The organism is Bradyrhizobium sp. C9 (assembly GCF_002532045.1).
Classification (GTDB): domain Bacteria; phylum Pseudomonadota; class Alphaproteobacteria; order Rhizobiales; family Xanthobacteraceae; genus Bradyrhizobium.
The window spans coordinates 171265-188024 of record NZ_NWTG01000008.1; the positions used below are offsets into that span (position 1 = coordinate 171265).

Genomic DNA, 16760 nt, shown 5'->3' on the forward strand with positions numbered 1-16760 from the left:
TTTCGGGCATGGAGTCGATCCGCACCCGCAACCCGCATTCAGCCCTGATGTCGCTCGAAGCCGACGCGGCTTCTGCGCGCGGTGGCTTCGCCTGTCTGTTCTCGGACTCCGATGAATACGAGACCGCGCTGATCGCCGAACGCCGCGCGCAAGGACGATACCAGCCGCCGCTGCGCCGCTGGCCGATCGTGATGCTGCTCGGCGTGATGCTGATGGTCGTCGGTACGGTCCTGCTCTTCAACTGAGCTGCGGCACGTTCGACGGCGCGGGCATCTGCGCCGGCGCCTGATCCTCCGCCTTGAAGTGGTCGATCATCACCTTGGCGATCGCCATCAGCGGCAGCGCCAGCGCCAGCCCCCAGATGCCGAACACGACGCCGAGCAGGATCTGGAACGCGAACAGCGTTGCCGGCGGGATATCGAGCGCCTGGCGCTGGATGATCGGCGTCAGCACATAGCTTTCCAGCGCGTGGACGCCGAGGAACAGGATGAAGGCCGACAGCGCCGCGATCCACCCGCTTGCGAGGCTCGCCAGCACTACGATCAGCCCGCCCAGGATCGCGCCGACCGTCGGGATGAAGGCGAGCAGGCCGGCCTGGATGCCGAGGATGAACGAGCTCGGAATCCCGATGATGGCGAGCCCGATCCAGGTGACGAGGAACACCGCGGTCATGGTGATGATCTGCGCGATCAGCCAGCGCTCCAGCGTCTCGCCGATGCGGTCGACGATGACGGTCGCTTGGGCGCGGTACTTGGCCGGCGCGATGAACAGCAATCCGGCGCGGTAAATGCTCGGCTGGGCCGCAAAGGCGAGCCCGAGGAACAGGACGATGAAGAAGTTGCCAACGACGCTGACGGTGCCGAGCAGCACCTTCAGCGTCTGACTGATGATCGCGCCGCCGCTCGAGGCCAGCGCGCCGGCGCCGGGGATGCCATGCGACTGCGACGACGTTGCGGGCGTCGATGTCGTCGTCGTCACGGCGGAGCCTTCGCCCTTCGCCTCGCCGGCGGCATTGGTGAAGTCGAGATAGCTGGTATCGACGCCGTGCTGTTCGAGGAACTCCTTGACGTTGCCGAGCTGCGATTTGATCGTGTTGCTCAGCACCGTGGCTTGCTGCGCGATCGTGGTGCCGCCGAGGAACACGATGCCGGACAATAGCCCGGCCATCGCCAGGCAGACGATCGCAAGCCGCAACGCGTGGGGCAGCCCGGTGAGCCGGCCGAGCAGGGTGGCCATGGCATTGAGGGCGACGCCGAGCAGCATGCCCGCGAACAGCAGGAACAGGGTCGCGGCAAACTGCCAGGCGAAGGTCAGCAGGGCGGCGAACAGCACGATGCCGATGCCGCCGACGGCGATCGCCCACGCCATGTCATTGCGGGCCTGCAGGCGATTGTCAGCCGGGTCTGTCACGGGTGATTCCCCCTTCGCGACGGTGTTCGAGCAGTCTTTGGCGAAAATCCCGCCGGGATCAAGCTGGGCGGACCGTGCCGGTTTGCCGCTGACGCGCTGGGGACCCGGCGCGACTGCTGGGGTGTCCGGCCGGATTTGGGGCCCCGAGGGCTGCAAATCTGTGCAGGATCGCAAGGCCCCCTGTGCAGATATAGGCAGTTGATCCGGCCGGAACTCGAAGGCATGATCGTCTCCGCAAAGTCGCAAACTTAGAAGAATCATTGCGCGAGACTTCAATAATGAGACGGCCCGTGGTCGGCGTGATCGGAAACGCCCATCGCATCGAAAATCGTTTCACAGTCCAGATGGTCGGAGAGCGCAACCTTCGCGCGGTTGCCGAGGTGTCGGGCGCCGTGCCCTTGATGTTTGCGGGCAGCCCCGAAATCACCGAGGTCGGCGCCTTGCTCGACGTGGTCGACGGCGTGGTGCTGACCGGGGCCCGCGCCAACGTTCATCCGACCCGCTTCAACACCGAGCCTTGCGCCGCTCACGAGCCCTACGACATCCACCGCGACGACGTCGCGCTGGCGCTGTCGGAGGCCTGCGTCGCGCGCGGCGTGCCGATCTTCGGCATCTGCCGCGGCCTGCAGGAGATGAACGTCGCGTTCGGCGGCTCGCTGCATCCGGAGATCCGCGAGATCCCGGGCCGCATGAACCACCGGATGCCGCGGCTGGAGAACGGCGAGATCCATCCCGATCCGACCGTGGTGTTCGCCGATCGTCATGACGTCGCGCTGACGCCGGGTGGCGCCTTCGCAAGGATCCTCGGCTGCGAGACCATTCGGGTGAATTCGCTGCACGGCCAGGGCATCCTCGAGCCCGGCAAGCGCGTCGTGATCGAGGGCATCGCCGAGGACGGCACCATCGAGGCGATCCGCATCGCCGATGCGCCCGGCTTTGCGCTCGGCGTGCAGTGGCACGCCGAATACGATCCGCAGCGCAACCCGATCAACCGCGCGCTGTTCGAGGCCTTCGGCGACGCCCTGCGCGAGCGCCGGCGGGCAGCGTAGCTGGCCCGCTCACCGGACAGCTTGGGCGGCGGTATCGTCAGCCGCGAACGTGTTTCAAGCGAGCCTAGACCAGATGAAACCCGCTGCTGGTGTCGGGCATCGGCGGGTAGGGCGTGCCGGCGGGCAGGCCGAGATAGAGATATTCGAGGCCGTAGGTCGCCGCGAAGCTGGACGCATTGGACCTCGCCCCAGCCGACATGGAGCCGCGCGAAGATGCCCCAAATCGCGACCGCCGGCTTGGACTCCCCGGCGCTGGAGGCGGTTCAACCGGCGTCGACTGGGGCCGGCGCGGGCTTTCTCCGTACTTGTACGGATACGAAAGTGGCGGATTGCAAGGCCGGACTCGGCTAAGCAAGAAGGCGCGAGCCACCCGATATTGCCCCGGCGCCGACGATCCTTTCCGATATTGTTTTGCTTTTCCATTTTCCGGTGCAACTGCTCACGATGAGTTGGTCGGGATGAATTTGTCGGGCCGACTGGCGGCTGGGATGATGCTTCCCGTCGTCACACTCCTGCTCGCGATGGGCTTCATCCATGGCGTCACTTGGCCGGGCATTCTGCTCGCTTGTGGTGTGGTTTCGGTGGTGTTGATGACGGCTGAGATGATTGCGAGGTCGCAGTCCAGAACGCCCGCCCAGTTGGTGCGGGCGGCGGAGGCGCTGTCGCGCGGCGAGCAGCTCTCGATACGCCCGAGTGGCGACGACGAGGCCGCACAGCTCGCTGCGACGCTTGCCGAGCTGTCCGCGCAATTGGGCAGCAGACAGCATTTGCTGGAGAAGACCGTCGAGAGCATCCGCGATCCGGTGGTGGTAGCCGACGAGCATGCGATGATCGTGATCGTCAACGCCGCGGCGCGGCGGCTGTACCGTGTCGAACCCGGTTTTGACACCCTGACCGGCGTTCGCAACTTCCAGAACTATTATGCTGACGGCACGACGGTGATGCCGATCGCAGAGACGCCGATGGCGCGTGCGCTGCGCGGCGAGGATATCGACGATTGCGAACTGATCGTCAAACCGCTGCGGCCGGAACCGGCTGTCTGTCTTGTCGCCAACGCCAGGCCGCTGCGCGACGATGCCGGCAATTTGCGCGGCGCGGTCATCGTGCTGCGCGATGTCACCGCGGAGCGTCAGGCGCATCAGGCGCTGGTGGAGAGCGAGCAGATGGCGCAAGCCATTGTCAGGACCGCGCTCGACGCCTTCGTCCAGACCGACCAGGACGGCATCGTGCTCGACTGGAGCCCGCAGTCCGAGGCGCTGACCGGCTGGACGCGCTCCGAGGCGGTCGGCCGGCGCGTGGTCGAACTGGTTTTTCCGGAAGAGCTGCGGGTTGCACACCGGCAGCGGATTACCCGCTTCCTGCAGGAGACCGCGGCCGGCGGCATGGGCATGCGCTATGAAACCGCATCCGTGCATCGCGACGGCCACCGGTTCTATGTCGAGGTGTCGCTCAATGCGCTACGCCGCGGCGATGGCTGGATCATCAATTCGTTCGTCAGGGACGTCACCCAGCGCCGGCGCGCCGAAGAGCAGTTGATCCAGGCGCAGAAGACGGAATCGCTCGGGCGGTTGACCGGCGGCATCGCGCACGACTTCAACAACATGCTGACCGTGATCACCGGCACGATCGAGATCCTCGCCGACGGCGTCAGGGATAATCCGCAGCTTGCCGCGATCGCCAAGCTGATCAGCGATGCCGCCGATCGTGGCGCACAGCTCACCTCGAGCCTGCTGGCGTTCGCGCGCAAGCAGCCGTTGCAGCCCGCCGAGACCAACGTCAACGACCTGATCGGCGAAGTGGTCCGGCTGCTGTCGCAGACGCTGGGATCGCAGACCGAGATCAGGACGGAGCTCGGCCGCGATGCCTGGTTCGCCTTTGTCGACCGCAGCCAGCTTGGCGCCGCTCTGGTCAATCTGGCCATCAATGCGCGCGATGCGATGCCTGAGGGCGGTACGCTGACCTTTGCGACCCGCAACATGCAGCTCGGGATTCCCGATGCGGTGGCGCTCGGCGTCGAGCGCGCCGGCGATCATCTGGTGATCGAGGTGAGCGATACCGGTACCGGCATTTCGCCGTCGCATCTGGAGAAGATCTTCGATCCGTTCTTCTCCACCAAGGAGGTCGGGCAGGGCACCGGCCTCGGGCTCAGCATGGTGTTCGGTTTCGTCAAGCAGAGCGGCGGCGGGATCGAGGTCAAGAGCGAGCAGGGGCGCGGCACCATCTTCAGGATCTATCTGCCCAAGGCGGACGGCACCGCGCAGCGCGCGGTCGAGGAGGAAGAGCTGCCTGTCAGGGGCGGCAACGAAACCATCCTGTGCGTCGAGGACGATCCCACGATCCGCGACTACGTCACGGGTCAGCTCGATGGCCTCGGCTACAAGGTGCTGGTTGCGGCAAACGCAGATGCCGCGCTCGCGATCGTCAATAGCGGCACCGCATTCGATCTCCTGTTCACCGACATCGTGATGCCCGGCAGCATGAACGGCCGGCAATTGGCGGAGACGCTGATGGCCGGGCGCCCGGCGCTGCGGGTGCTCTTCACCTCGGGCTACAGCGATGGCGCGCTGCCGGTGCAACAGGGCCGTGGCGGCCACGGCATTCCGCTGCTAACCAAGCCCTACCGGCGCAGCGAGCTGGCGCGGATGTTGCGGCGTTGCCTCGATCTTCAGGTCGACTTTCAGGGCGATCCGGTTCCGCAGCCTTACTCCGTGCAGCCCGATCTCGAGCGCTTCCTGCGCGAGAACCCGCCTGAGAAGATGTAAGGCGCTCAAGGCGCGGTTCGTAGGATGGGTAGAGCGGAGCGAAACCCATCATTGTCAGACCTTGCGCGGAGCGATGGGTTTCGCTTCGCTCTACCCATCCTACATGCATGACCTAAGCTGCGCGAGGGAGGCAGCACCGTGCAGGACCACAGCAAGATCGCGATCTTCGACGGCCACAACGACGCATCTCAGCACCTCGCCGAATACCGCGAAGGCGGGCGCGATTTTCTCGTGCGCTCCGAGGAGGGGCACCTCGATCTGCCGCGCGCCCGGGAGGGCGGGATGGTCGGCGGGCTGTTCGCGATGTACGCCAAGGCAGAACATCCGCGCCAAGGCGATTTCACCCAGACCGCTGACGGGTACGAGGTGCGCCTTGCGGAGCCACTCAATCTGGACTACGCGCGCCGTACCATCGATGCCCAGCTGAGCGGGCTGGAGACCTTGGTGGCCCGCGCCGGCGGAAAAATCCGATGGGCGACGACCGTGGATGAGATCGAGGCCGCACGGCGGGACGCAGCGTTTTCAATCGTGCTGCACCTCGAGGGCGCCGAAGCGATCGACGCCGATCTGGACGGGTTGGCGCAGCTTTATTCCCGCGGTCTGCGCTCACTCGGCCTGGTCTGGAGCCGGCCCAACATCTTCGGCCACGGCGTGCCGTTCGCCTATCCGCGTTCCCCGGATACCGGTCCCGGTCTGACTGACGCGGGGAAGGCGCTGGTGAGGGCCTGCAACGCGCTCGGCATTATGCTGGACGCGGCTCACCTCAACGAGCGCGGCTTCTGGGATCTCGTGGCGATCAGCACCGCGCCCATCGTGGCGACCCATGCCTGCGCGCATGCGGTCTGCCCCGCGACCCGCAACCTAACCGACCGGCAGCTCGACGCCGTCAGAGCATCGGGCGGCGTCGTCGGCTTCAATTTCAGTGTGTCCGAGGTGCGCCCGGACGGGCCCCGCGATCCGGACATCCCGATCGAGACCGTCGTCGACCACCTCAGCTACCTGGTCGATCGAATGGGCGACGACCATGTTGCGCTGGGGTCCGATTTCGATGGCGCGCTCATGCCCCTTCCGCTCCGGGATGCAAGCCACCTTCCGAACCTGATCCAGGGTCTGCGCACGCACGGCTTCGATGAGGCCACGTTGCGCAAGATCGCGTTCGACAATTGGATGCGGATGTTCCGTCAAAGCTGGCGGTGAAAACTGCTGCACACTGTCGATCGATCGTGATCTATTGTAGCTGCACAACAACGGCGCGGCCGGTCAACGGCCCGATTCAGGGAGCGCGAGATGCAGGACCGGAAATGGTCAAGACGCGACTGGCTCAAGGCGACGGCGGCGACGGCCGCGGGCATGGTGTTCGCCGAACCGCTGCGGGCGGCGCCGCCGCCGGCTGAGGCCGTGACGCCGGAGCTGATCGCAGCCGCCAAGAAGGAAGGCAAGATCTCGTTCTACAGCGCGCTCGAACTGAACACGGCGGAGCGTCTCGCGCGCGACTTCGAACAGAAATATCCCGGCATCAGCGTCCGCGTCGAGCGCTCCGGCGCCGAACGCATCTTCCAGCGCATCGCGCAGGAGCAGGGCAGCGGTATCCATGCCGTCGACGTCGCCAACTCGACCGATCCCGCGCATTACCTCGACTGGAAGAAGAACGACTGGCTCGCCGCGTACTTGCCGGAAGACGTCGCCAGGCATTTCCCGGCCGATCAGATCGATCCCGACGGCACCTCGGCGACATCCTGTGCCTGGTTCGAGGTGATCGGCTACAACACCGAGCAGGTGAAGCGCGAGGAGGCGCCGAAGAGCTACGCCGATCTGCTCGACCCGAAATGGCGCGGCAAGATCGTCAAGGGGCACCCGGGCTACTCTGGCGCGATCATGACCGCGACCTTCGTGCTGGCGCGCGATCTCGGCTGGCCGTATCTGGAGAAGCTTTCGCAGCAACGGGTGATGCAGGTGCAGTCGGCTGCCGATCCACCGAAGAAGATACTGCTCGGCGAGCGCGCGGTCATGGCCGACGGCAACGACTACAACCTCGTGCTGGCCAAGGATCAGGGCAAGCCGGTCGAGGTGGTCTACCCGACTGAGGGCGCACCGCTGATCATCGTGCCGAGCGGCATCTTCAAGAGCGCGCCGAACCCGAGCGCGGCACGGCTGTTCCAGAGCTATTTCTTCAGCGCCGAAACCCAGCAGATGCTGGCCGACGAATTCGCGCACCGCTCTTTCCACGCCAGGGTGAAGGAAAAGGCCGGGCACGTGCCGCTCGACAAGCTGAAGATGCTCAAGGCCGATCCGGCCCAGGTGCAGGCGCAGAGCGAGGAGATCAAGGCAAGGTACGCGAAACTGTTCCGGGTGTGACGGCTGGTCCTCGCCGCCCATCCGGCGAGCGACGTCAACGACGAGGGAGCATTTGGACAATGGCGATCGGAGCTTTGCGGACCGCGGATGCATGCTTTGATGGCCTTCCCGGCTATGCGTTCGCGCCCAACTATCGTGACGATCTTCCCGGCTATGCCGGTTTGCGCATGCACTATCTCGACGAGGGAAGGGGCAATGCGCGTGTAGCGCTGTGCCTTCATGGCCAGCCGACCTGGAGCTACCTTTACCGCAAGATGATTCCCGGCCTCGTCGCCTCCGGCTATCGGGTAATCGCGCCCGATATGTTCGGGTTCGGTCGCTCCGACAAGCCTGTCGAGGAGGCCGTCTACTCCTTCGACTTCCATCGCGAGAGCCTGATCGCCCTGATCCGTGCGCTCGATCTCGGCCGCATCACGCTGGTCTGCCAGGACTGGGGCGGTTTGCTCGGTCTTACCATCCCGATGGACATGGTCGATCGCTTCGAAGCGCTGCTGATCATGAATACCATGCTCGCGACCGGTGACCGGCCGCTGACGAAGGGCTTCATGGATTGGCGCGCGTGGAGCAACGCGAATCCCGATATGGCCGTCGGCAAGCTGATGGCGCGCGCCTGCCCGCAGCTCTCGTCCGCGGAGGCAGCGGCCTACGACGCGCCTTTCCCTGATGCGAGCTACAAGTCCGGTGTGCGCCGCTTCCCGAATCTCGTGCCGGACCAGCCCAATGCCGGCGGGGCGGCCATTTCGCGCAAGGCGCGCGAATGGTGGCGAAGCGAATACGGCGGCAAGACTGCGATGGTGATCGGCATGACCGATCCGGTGCTCGGGCCGGCCGTGATGGCGGAGATGCGACAAACGGTCCGCAATTGCCCCGAGCCGGTCACGCTCACCGCAGCCGGACACTTCGTGCAGGAATGGGGTGAGGATGTCCTGAAGGGCGCGCTGCCGCTGCTGTCCTGACTGCGGAGGATGGGCAGAGTCGGGCCAACGCAGCCGCGCTGCAAAGCTTGAACCGATGGGTAGTCTCAGGCTGCACGCATCGTCCGCTGCGCGCGATAAGCCTGCGGCGACAGCAGCGTCAGCTTGCGGAAAGCCTTTCGAAAGCTGCTCTCGTCCTCATAGCCGGTGGCGCGGGCGATGGCCTTGATCGGTTGCACCGTCGTCTCCAGCAGCGTGCGGGCGTGCTCGACGCGGCGGCGCATGATGAAGGCCTGCGGCGGCTCGTGGGTCAATTCGCGGAAGCGGCGGTTCAGCGTCCGCTCGCTCAACCCCAGCGCCTGCGCAAGGCTGCGCACCGTAATCGGCGCCTTGCCGGTGCGGCGCACCAGCATGTCCGCCTTCATCAGCAGCGGATCCTGGGCGAGCATGTAGCCGAGCGGCATGAAGATCGCCTGCGTGCGCTGTGCGGTGTCGATCACCGCATAGTCGGCGCAGACCTTTGCGACCTCCGGGCCCTCGACGAGTTCGATCAGCCGCAGCAACAGATCGACCCACGACATCGGGCCGGCGGCGCAGACCAGGCGATCGGCCTGGGTGAGCACGGCATCGCTCGCAAGATCAATCCTGGGATGGCGGCGGCGGAGTTCGCTCTGCAGCCACCAGGTGATGGTGGCGCGGCGGCCGTCGAGCAAACCGGCATTGGCGAGCAGCAGCACGCCGCTGCAGAAGGCGCCGATCAGGCGGCCGCTGGCATGTTGCTGGCGCAGCCAGGCGCCGGCGCGGTCATATTGCGGCTGCAGGCGCTCGGCAGTGAGATGATCCACGAGGCTGCCCGGCACGATGATCGCGTCGAATGCCGTCCGCCTGCTGACCGCGCCGTCGACGGCAAGTAACTTGCCGCCGCCTGCGCGCACGGCTTTGCCGTCGAGCGAGAGCGTCTGCCAGGCGAAGCGCGCCTTGCCGCCGCGCAGTTGCATCACATGGTTGCCGAGCGTGAGGATGTCGGCGATGCCGGCGACCGCCGATTGCATGCAGCCTTCCAGCGCGAGGATCGCAAGCTTCATGGGACCTCCTGAATTTGCCGTCATCCTACCCGATCGATGCAGGCAGGCTGTGGCAGATATTGCCCGATCTCTGTCCGATCGGCCACTGCCTGATCGCAGTCTGCCGGTCCATCTTCGTTGCGTTGTCACAACCTCAGCAATGGAGAGAGACCATGCCTTACGTCACCATTTCCACCGTTCGCGGCATTTTCGATGTCGCGCAGAAGCAGGCGCTGCTGCAGCGCGTCACCGATCTCATGGTCGAGGTCGAGGGACAGGGGGACCCGGACTTCCGCAGGAACGTCTGGGTCAAGATCGAGGAAGGCGAGCCGGCGAGCTGGTCGCTCGGCGGTATGATGCCGACGCCGGACATGATCGCGGGCAAATTCGGCGCGCTTGACGCCGGTGGCCGGCGGGTCGGGAAGGCGAAGGCCTAGCCGCGGGGATAGAATAAAAGGCGCTTCCGGTGGAGGCGCCTTTTGCATGCGGCACGATCTTGTTCGAGACGGTAGCTATGGCCGGCGCACTTCGAAGTAGGTCTTGCCCCCACGCTCAAAGCCCGCTTCTTCATAGAAGCGAAGGGTGGTCTCCTGCTTCGAACCCGTCGCCAACAGGACCTTGTAACAGTCGGCCTGCCAGGCAAGATCGAGCGCGCGTGCAAGAACCCGTCGGCCGAGCCCCTGCCGGCGGTAGTCGGCGTGAGTGACGACATTCTCGATCACGCCATATGACCTGCCGCCTCTCGACAGGTTGGGCACGATCGCGAGCGTGCACGAGGAGACGAGCAGCTCTGCGGCTTGCACCACGATCACGGTCATGAAGCTGGATGCAAGCAATGTCGACCAGACACGTTCGGCCGCGGCTGTCTCCAGCTCGGGATCGTGCGGGTGAAGGTGTCGGTAAAGCATCAACAGCTCGGGCAGTTCATGCGCTGCCGCAGATCGGACGATGGCTTCGGTCATGGACTGATTCCGCGGATCATGGCTTCGCCGGAATGCTATCAGAGTCGATCGAATGTTTCCTTTCGCGCGCAGGATCGCGCGCAATGGCTACATTGCCAAAAACAAAAGGCGCTTCCGGTGGAAGCGCCTTTCGCATTCGTGAGGTGCCGTAACGCTTACAGCGAGTAGTACATCTCGAACTCGACCGGGTGCGGGGTCATTTCGAAACGGGCGACCTCGGTCATCTTCAGCTCGATATAGGCGTCGATGAAGTCGTCGTCGAACACGCCGCCGTTCTTGAGGAACGCGCGATCCTTGTCGAGGCTCTCGAGCGCCTCGCGCAGCGAGCCGCACACGGTCGGGATCTGCTTCAGCTCTTCCTTCGGCAGATCGTAGAGGTCCTTGTCCATCGCCGGACCCGGATCGATCTTGTTCTTGATGCCGTCGAGGCCGGCCATCAGCATCGCGGCGAAGCCGAGATAGGGATTGGCCATCGGGTCGGGGAAACGCACCTCGACGCGCTTGGCCTTCGGGTTCGCCGTGTAGGGGATGCGGCAGGACGCCGAGCGGTTGCGCGCGGAGTAGGCGAGCAGCACCGGCGCCTCATAGCCCGGGACCAGACGCTTGTAGGAGTTGGTCGACGGGTTGGTGAAGGCGTTGATCGCCTTGGCGTGCTTGATGATGCCGCCGATGTAGTGCAGGCAGGTTTCCGACAGGTCGGCATACTTGTTGCCCGCGAAGGTCGGCTTGCCGTCCTTCCAGATCGACTGGTGGACGTGCATGCCCGAGCCGTTGTCGCCATAGACCGGCTTCGGCATGAAGGTGGCGGTCTTGCCGTAGATGTGGGCGACCTGGTGGATGCAGTACTTGTAGACCTGCATCTGGTCGGCCATCAGCGTCAGCGTGTCGAACTTCATGCCGAGCTCGTGCTGGGCAGAGGCGACTTCATGGTGGTGCTTCTCGACCTTGACGCCCATCTTGGCCATCGCGCCGAGCATCTCGGAGCGCATGTCCTGCACCGAGTCCTGCGGCGGGACGGGGAAGTAGCCGGCCTTGGTGCGGATGCGGTGGCCGAGGTTGCCGCCTTCATACTCGGTCGCCGAGTTGATCGGCAGCTCAGAGGAGTCGAGGCGGAAGCCGGTGTTGTAGGGGTCGGCCGAATAGCGCACGTCGTCGAACACGAAGAACTCGGCCTCGGGACCGACGAACACGGTGTCGCCCACGCCCATCGACTTCACCATGGCCTCGGCCTTCTTGGCGATGCCGCGGGGGTCGCGATTGTAGGGCTCGCCGGTAGTCGGCTCGAGCACGTCGCAGGTGATGACCATGGTGGTCTCGGCGAAGAACGGGTCGATGGTCGCGGTGACCGGGTCGGGCATCAGGCACATGTCGGATTCATTGATCGCCTTCCAGCCGGCGATCGACGATCCGTCGAACATCGTTCCCTCGGCGAAGATGTCATCGTCGATCATGCTGACGTCGAAGGTCACGTGCTGCCACTTGCCGCGCGGATCGGTGAAGCGCAGGTCGACGTATTTGACGTCGTTGTCCTTGATCGATTTCAGGACGTCTTTGGCGGTCTTCATGAATACCCCTTATGGATGTGCGGGTCGGTTTCCAGCGGAGAGCGACGTTATTCCCGCTTTTGGCGAGTTCGTGTGACTGCTGAAACGAAATCAGGCTGCCGAAGCAGCCTTTTTTCTCTTTTGCCGTCAGAAAATCCGGATAGCACCGCCCTTAAATAGCGTCCAGCCCGGATTCGCCGGTTCGGATGCGGATGGCTTCCTCGATGTTGGAGACGAAGATCTTGCCGTCGCCGATCCGCCCGGTCTGGGCCGCGCGGCGGATCGCGTCGATCGCCTTCTCGACCAGGTCGTCGCCGATCACGATCTCGATCTTTACCTTGGGCAGGAAGTCGACGATGTATTCCGCACCGCGATAGAGCTCGGCATGGCCCTTCTGGCGGCCAAATCCCTTGGCCTCGGTCACGGTGATGCCTTGCAGTCCGACTTCCTGGAGCGCTTCCTTCACCTCGTCGAGCTTGAAGGGCTTGATGATGGCTTCAATCTTCTTCACTGAGCGCCTCCCGGGCATTGCAGATTGCAGGGTCGAGTTCGATGCGCGTGGGGCGCAGTCTGGTTGGTCTTAAGCCTTCCGGCGGGTGGCCGGAAACACGCGCAATGGTCGCATCAAGCGGCACTGCGCGCGGCTTCCTCAAAAGCAGGGTCTATGCCAAGTTGTTAAGGTCCCCGATTTCGGAATGTTATCAGCCTTTTAAGAGGCAGTCGGCTGATATCGAACCACGTAGGCTATGATATCCAAGCCTAACAAATAGGCAAATAGATCAATCCGTATGCAGTCCGCCAGTAGAAACCCCGCGAACGTCACAGGAATTGCCTCTCGAAAAGGCGAAGCGATTGAGGATTCGGCATGGACGTTCTGACCACCACCGAGATGGAGCGCGCCGACCGGCTGACCATCGCAGCCGGCACGCCGGGCTTTGCGCTGATGATGAGCGCCGGCCAGGCCGTCGCCGAAGCCGCGATGGACCTGGTCGAGGAGGGGCCGATCGTCGTGGTCGCCGGCCGCGGCAACAATGGCGGCGACGGCTTTGTCGCCGCCGCCGAGCTCGCCGCGCGCGGCCGTGAAGTGTCCGTAATCCTGCTCTGCGAGCGCGACAGCCTGCAGGGCGACGCGGCGCTGGCGGCGAAGGGCTGGAAATATCCGGTGCTGCCGTTCAACCCGCAAGCGCTTGGCAAGCCGGCGCTGATCATCGACGCGCTGTTCGGCGCGGGGCTCAATCGCCCGGTCAAGGGCGACCCGCTGGAGATGATCGCCGCGATCAACGCCAACGGTACGCCGGTGCTGGCAGTCGACCTGCCGAGCGGCATCAACGGCACCTCGGGCGCCGTCATGGGCGCCGCCGTGCAGGCGATCGAGACCGTCACCTTCTTCTGCAAGAAGCCGGCGCATCTGTTGCTGCCGGGCCGGATGTACTGCGGCCGGGTGCGTGTCGCCGACATCGGGATCGATCCGCAGGTGCTCGACGAGATCAAGCCGCTGACCGCGGAGAACCTGCCGCAGGCCTGGCGCCGGTCGTTTCCGGTGCCGCGGATCGATGGCCACAAATATGCGAGGGGCCACGCCGTCGTGGTCTCGGGCGACATCGCTTCGACCGGGGCGGCGCGGCTCGCGGCGCGCGCGGCGTTGCGCGCCGGCGCCGGCCTCGTGACGTTGGCCTCGCCGCGCGATGCGCTGGCCGTCAACGCCGCGGCGCTGACCGCGGTGATGGTGCGTGCGGTCGACAATCCGATCCAGTTCGCCGAACTGCTCGACGACAAGCGGCTCAATGCCTGCGTGATCGGACCTGGCGCCGGGGTCAGCGCGCGTACCCGCGACTTCGTTCACACCGCGCTGTCGGCGCGGCGGCACCTGGTACTCGACGCCGACGCGCTGACCAGTTTTGCCGGTTCGCCGGACCGGCTCTTCGAGGCGATCAAGTCCTCCGATGGACAGCAGGTGGTGCTCACTCCGCATGAGGGCGAGTTCCCGCGCCTGTTTAGCGATATCTCCAACAAGCATCCCGGCCGCTCCAAGCTCGAGCGCGTCCGCGCGGCGGCCGAGCGCTCCGGCGCGGTGGTGCTGCTGAAGGGCGCCGATACGGTGATCGCATCTCCGGATGGGCGCGCCACCATCGCCGCCAACGCGCCGCCCTGGCTCGCCACCGCCGGCGCCGGCGACGTGCTTGCGGGCATTATCGCGGGGTTCCTGGCGCAGGGTGTCGCAGCATTCGAGGCCGCCAGCATCGGCGTGTGGTTGCACGGCGAAAGCGCCAGCGAGGCGGGCCCCGGCCTGATCGCCGAAGATCTCACCGAGGTGCTGCCGGCCGTGTTCCGCCGCCTCTATGACGAGTTCGGGATTGAGTATTAGGCGGCTCACGCTTGCCGACATCGATGCCGCCGCACGCGTGCACCGTGCGGCGTTCGACGATGCGTTGCCATGGCTTGCGGGCCTGCACACGCCGGACGAAGACCGCTGGTTCTACCGCGAGCGGATGTTTGCGGCCTGCACGCTGTGGGGCGCGTTCGACGGCGAGGCGATGAGCGGCGTGATCGCGTTCCATGACGACTGGATCGAGCAGCTCTACGTGCTGCCGGCCGCGCAGGGCCGCGGCATCGGCGGCGCGCTGCTCGAGATCGCAAAGCGGGGGGCCGATCGGCTGCAACTCTGGACCTTCCAGCGCAACGCGCGAGCGCGCCGGTTCTACGAGGCGCGCGGCTTCGTCCAGGCCGAGCAGACCGACGGGAGCCGCAATGAGGAGGGGGAACCCGACCTGCGCTATCTCTGGACGCGGACGGCTGCCGGATGACATACTGATCGGATTAACTGACCGCAGGCGGACCTGGGGACAGGACGGGGCTCACGGCGAGGCGAAGTTCGTCCGACAATCGGCCACCATTTGAGCACTTGATGCCTGTATCGACGAGCGAATGTACCCTTGGGCCGAAGCTCCGTGGTACGGACCGGAGCAACATGACAAGCCCCTGCCGCGTTCTGATGATCTACCCGAAATTCGTTCCGGACTCGTTCTGGAACTATACGGAAGCTTGCGAACTCGTCGGCGCGAAGTATCCGGCGGCGCCACTCGGACTGATCACCGTTGCGGCCATGCTGCCGAAGCATTGGGAGATTCGGCTCATCAACCGCAACACCGAGCCTTCGACCGAAGCGGACCTTGACTGGGCCGATCTCGTCATGATCGGCGGCATGCTCAACCAGCAGCCTGATTTTCTCCACCTGATCGATCTCGCTCACCGGCACGGCAAGCCGGTATGTGTCGGTGGGCCTGACGTCTCCTCGAGCCCGCACCTTTACGCGGATGCGGACTTCCAGGTGATCGGCGAGGCCGAGCACGTCATCGAGGAATTCATCGCCGCGTGGGAGCGCGGCGAGCGCGAGGGCGTGTTCGTCGCCGAGAAATTCAAGATCGACGTCACGCTAAGCCCGATGCCCCGCTACGATCTGATCAAGTTCGATCATTATCTCTTTATCGGCGTGCAATATTCGCGTGGTTGCCCGTTCACCTGCGAGTTCTGCGATATTATCGAGCTGTACGGGCGCGTGCCGCGCACCAAGACCCCCGATCAGATTCTCGCTGAGCTGCAAGCGCTCTACGATCATGGTTATCGTGGGCACGTCGATTTCGTCGACGACAATTTCATCGGCAACAAGAAAAACCTCCGCATCTTGCTGCCGCGGCTCAAAGTCTGGCTGGAAGAGCGAGACTATCCGTTCGAGTTCTCGACCGAAGCCTCGATCAATATCGCTGATGACAGCGAGCTGTTGCAGGCAATGAAGGACGCGAACTTCTTCGGAATTTTCGTCGGCATTGAGAGCCCGGATCCAGAGACCCTCGTGCAGATGAAGAAAAAGCAGAACACCAGGCGCAACATCGCCGAGAGCGTTCACAAGATCTACGACTATGGCATGTTCGTCACCGCGGGTTTCATCGTCGGGTTCGACACCGAGAAGGTCTCGATGGCGCAGGCGATGATCGACTTCATCGAGGAGGCGAGCATTCCAGTCTGCATGGTTGGACTGCTCTATGCGCTGCCTGGCACACAGCTGACGCGGCGGCTGGCCCAGGAAGGCCGCCTGCACGAAGGCCATGATCTCATGAAGGTCGAGCAGGCGGGCGACCAATGCACGCTCGGCTGCAATTTCGAAACCAAGCGTCCGCTTCGTGACATCCTTGTGGACTACAAGGCTGTGCTCGGGCACGTGTTCAGCCCGGCGGCATATGCAGGGCGGCTGTCGCGGCTTTCCGTCATGCTCGACCGGTCCGATCGGCGCCGCGGTCTGCCCGATGGCGACGTGCGCACCAAGCTTGGCGGCATCGAGGGCGTGCACAAGATCATGCGGACGCTGCCGGAGGTTCGCGAGCCGTTCTGGAAGACCTTCGTCGAGGTCGCCAAGTCCAACCCGGGCGCACTGCGCTACATCGTGATGCTGATGGCGCTGTACCTGCATTTCGGACCGTTCTCGAAGCACGTGATCGGTGAGATTGACCGCCGGATTGCCGAGCTGGATGCCATGCCTCCGGTGAGGGTCGCGGAGCTTGCGCCGGGAGCTCAGCTGGACGCCGTTTGATGGACGGCGAAGTTCGCCGGCGAGCCGCGGGATTTGCATGCGCCAGCCCGTGAGCTGGGCCGGAAGGTGTCCCGTAACGGCAGGCGCGTTCCAGTCTTGCCCGAGCGCGGATCTT

16 protein-coding genes are annotated in these 16760 nt (G+C 64.7%); 10 read left to right on the plus strand and 6 right to left on the minus strand.

Translation table 11 applies throughout. The features are described from left to right. The first annotated feature begins 8 nt into the window (after window positions 1–8). Entirely contained in the window at window positions 9–245 is a 237-nt protein-coding gene (locus CO675_RS19430; protein ID WP_097673501.1) for a hypothetical protein, read from the plus strand. Here CO675_RS19430 and CO675_RS19435 read toward each other — a convergent pair. Beyond that, the gene (locus CO675_RS19435; protein ID WP_097673502.1) at window positions 238–1410 is read right to left on the minus strand and encodes an AI-2E family transporter; all 1173 of its coding nucleotides are present in this window, start codon (window positions 1408–1410) and stop codon (window positions 238–240) included. The two genes, CO675_RS19430 and CO675_RS19435, sit on opposite strands and share 8 nt — an antisense overlap. Before the next feature lie 278 nt (window positions 1411–1688). On the opposite strand from CO675_RS19435, the gene CO675_RS19440 reads away from it, so the two are divergent. Further along, window positions 1689–2459 carry a gamma-glutamyl-gamma-aminobutyrate hydrolase family protein gene (locus CO675_RS19440; protein ID WP_097673503.1) on the plus strand — a complete coding sequence of 257 codons (771 nt, stop codon included), beginning with the start codon at window positions 1689–1691 and terminating at the stop codon, window positions 2457–2459. Between the two features lie 64 nt (window positions 2460–2523). Here CO675_RS19440 and CO675_RS41760 read toward each other — a convergent pair whose 3' ends face one another. Next, entirely contained in the window at window positions 2524–2658 is a 135-nt protein-coding gene (locus tag CO675_RS41760) for a hypothetical protein (protein ID WP_283808112.1), read from the minus strand. 289 nt (window positions 2659–2947) lie between these two features. On the opposite strand from CO675_RS41760, the gene CO675_RS19445 reads away from it, so the two are divergent. The 4 genes from CO675_RS19445 (at window position 2948) to CO675_RS19460 (ending at window position 8532) form a co-directional block, all read left to right on the plus strand. Continuing rightward, window positions 2948–5221, plus strand: coding sequence for a hybrid sensor histidine kinase/response regulator (locus CO675_RS19445; protein ID WP_158231272.1), 2274 nt, complete (start codon window positions 2948–2950; stop codon window positions 5219–5221). Window positions 5222–5359: 138 nt separating this feature from the next. Next, window positions 5360–6418, plus strand: a complete 1059-nt coding sequence (locus CO675_RS19450; protein WP_097673505.1) for a dipeptidase — start codon at window positions 5360–5362, stop codon at window positions 6416–6418. A gap of 90 nt (window positions 6419–6508) precedes the next feature. Further along, on the plus strand, window positions 6509–7576 hold the full coding sequence (locus tag CO675_RS19455; protein ID WP_097673506.1) for an ABC transporter substrate-binding protein: 1068 nt from the start codon (window positions 6509–6511) through the stop codon (window positions 7574–7576). A 59-nt stretch (window positions 7577–7635) separates the two neighbouring features. Continuing rightward, the gene (locus CO675_RS19460) at window positions 7636–8532 is read left to right on the plus strand and encodes a haloalkane dehalogenase (protein WP_097673507.1); all 897 of its coding nucleotides are present in this window, start codon (window positions 7636–7638) and stop codon (window positions 8530–8532) included. Window positions 8533–8597: 65 nt separating this feature from the next. On the opposite strand, the gene CO675_RS19465 is transcribed toward CO675_RS19460, so the two are convergent. Beyond that, the gene (locus CO675_RS19465) at window positions 8598–9575 is read right to left on the minus strand and encodes a GlxA family transcriptional regulator (RefSeq protein WP_097673508.1); all 978 of its coding nucleotides are present in this window, start codon (window positions 9573–9575) and stop codon (window positions 8598–8600) included. Window positions 9576–9727: 152 nt separating this feature from the next. On the opposite strand from CO675_RS19465, the gene CO675_RS19470 reads away from it, so the two are divergent. Next, the gene (locus tag CO675_RS19470) at window positions 9728–9991 is read left to right on the plus strand and encodes a tautomerase family protein (protein WP_097673509.1); all 264 of its coding nucleotides are present in this window, start codon (window positions 9728–9730) and stop codon (window positions 9989–9991) included. Between the two features lie 75 nt (window positions 9992–10066). On the opposite strand, the gene CO675_RS19475 is transcribed toward CO675_RS19470, so the two are convergent. From CO675_RS19475 to CO675_RS19485, 3 genes are all read right to left on the minus strand, one after another. Beyond that, the gene (locus CO675_RS19475) at window positions 10067–10516 is read right to left on the minus strand and encodes a GNAT family N-acetyltransferase (protein ID WP_097673510.1); all 450 of its coding nucleotides are present in this window, start codon (window positions 10514–10516) and stop codon (window positions 10067–10069) included. Window positions 10517–10671: 155 nt separating this feature from the next. Then, window positions 10672–12081, minus strand: coding sequence for a type I glutamate--ammonia ligase (gene glnA, locus CO675_RS19480; protein WP_050627332.1), 1410 nt, complete (start codon window positions 12079–12081; stop codon window positions 10672–10674). 151 nt (window positions 12082–12232) lie between these two features. After that, a complete protein-coding gene (locus CO675_RS19485) occupies window positions 12233–12571 on the minus strand; it encodes a P-II family nitrogen regulator (RefSeq protein WP_011441447.1) in 339 nt (112 codons plus the stop codon). Between the two features lie 354 nt (window positions 12572–12925). On the opposite strand from CO675_RS19485, the gene CO675_RS19490 reads away from it, so the two are divergent. The 3 genes from CO675_RS19490 to CO675_RS19500 all read left to right on the plus strand — a co-directional run bounded on the left by CO675_RS19490 (window position 12926) and on the right by CO675_RS19500 (window position 16645). Further along, complete coding sequence (locus CO675_RS19490; RefSeq protein ID WP_097673511.1) at window positions 12926–14425, plus strand: NAD(P)H-hydrate dehydratase; 1500 nt, start codon at window positions 12926–12928, stop codon at window positions 14423–14425. Next, complete coding sequence (locus CO675_RS19495; protein ID WP_097673512.1) at window positions 14400–14864, plus strand: GNAT family N-acetyltransferase; 465 nt, start codon at window positions 14400–14402, stop codon at window positions 14862–14864. Before CO675_RS19490 ends, CO675_RS19495 begins: the two co-directional genes overlap by 26 nt. Before the next feature lie 164 nt (window positions 14865–15028). Further along, window positions 15029–16645: a B12-binding domain-containing radical SAM protein gene (locus CO675_RS19500; protein ID WP_097673513.1), complete on the plus strand. Its 1617-nt coding sequence runs from the start codon at window positions 15029–15031 to the stop codon at window positions 16643–16645. Window positions 16646–16760 lie beyond the last annotated feature (115 nt).

What these genes read in the sequence shown, in the direction of transcription:
- CO675_RS19455 (WP_097673506.1), top strand. Translation starts at nt 6,509, where the DNA reads ATGCAGGACCGGAAATGGTCAAGACGCGACTGGCTCAAGGCGACGGCG.
- glnA (WP_050627332.1), bottom strand. Translation starts at nt 12,081, where the DNA reads ATGAAGACCGCCAAAGACGTCCTGAAATCGATCAAGGACAACGACGTC.
- CO675_RS19440 (WP_097673503.1), top strand. Translation starts at nt 1,689, where the DNA reads ATGAGACGGCCCGTGGTCGGCGTGATCGGAAACGCCCATCGCATCGAA.
- CO675_RS19500 (WP_097673513.1), top strand. Translation starts at nt 15,029, where the DNA reads ATGACAAGCCCCTGCCGCGTTCTGATGATCTACCCGAAATTCGTTCCG.
- CO675_RS19445 (WP_158231272.1), top strand. Translation starts at nt 2,948, where the DNA reads ATGATGCTTCCCGTCGTCACACTCCTGCTCGCGATGGGCTTCATCCAT.
- CO675_RS19495 (WP_097673512.1), top strand. Translation starts at nt 14,400, where the DNA reads ATGACGAGTTCGGGATTGAGTATTAGGCGGCTCACGCTTGCCGACATC.
- CO675_RS19460 (WP_097673507.1), top strand. Translation starts at nt 7,636, where the DNA reads ATGGCGATCGGAGCTTTGCGGACCGCGGATGCATGCTTTGATGGCCTT.
- CO675_RS19470 (WP_097673509.1), top strand. Translation starts at nt 9,728, where the DNA reads ATGCCTTACGTCACCATTTCCACCGTTCGCGGCATTTTCGATGTCGCG.
- CO675_RS19475 (WP_097673510.1), bottom strand. Translation starts at nt 10,516, where the DNA reads ATGACCGAAGCCATCGTCCGATCTGCGGCAGCGCATGAACTGCCCGAG.
- CO675_RS19465 (WP_097673508.1), bottom strand. Translation starts at nt 9,575, where the DNA reads ATGAAGCTTGCGATCCTCGCGCTGGAAGGCTGCATGCAATCGGCGGTC.
- CO675_RS41760 (WP_283808112.1), bottom strand. Translation starts at nt 2,658, where the DNA reads ATGTCGGCTGGGGCGAGGTCCAATGCGTCCAGCTTCGCGGCGACCTAC.
- CO675_RS19490 (WP_097673511.1), top strand. Translation starts at nt 12,926, where the DNA reads ATGGACGTTCTGACCACCACCGAGATGGAGCGCGCCGACCGGCTGACC.
- CO675_RS19430 (WP_097673501.1), top strand. Translation starts at nt 9, where the DNA reads ATGGAGTCGATCCGCACCCGCAACCCGCATTCAGCCCTGATGTCGCTC.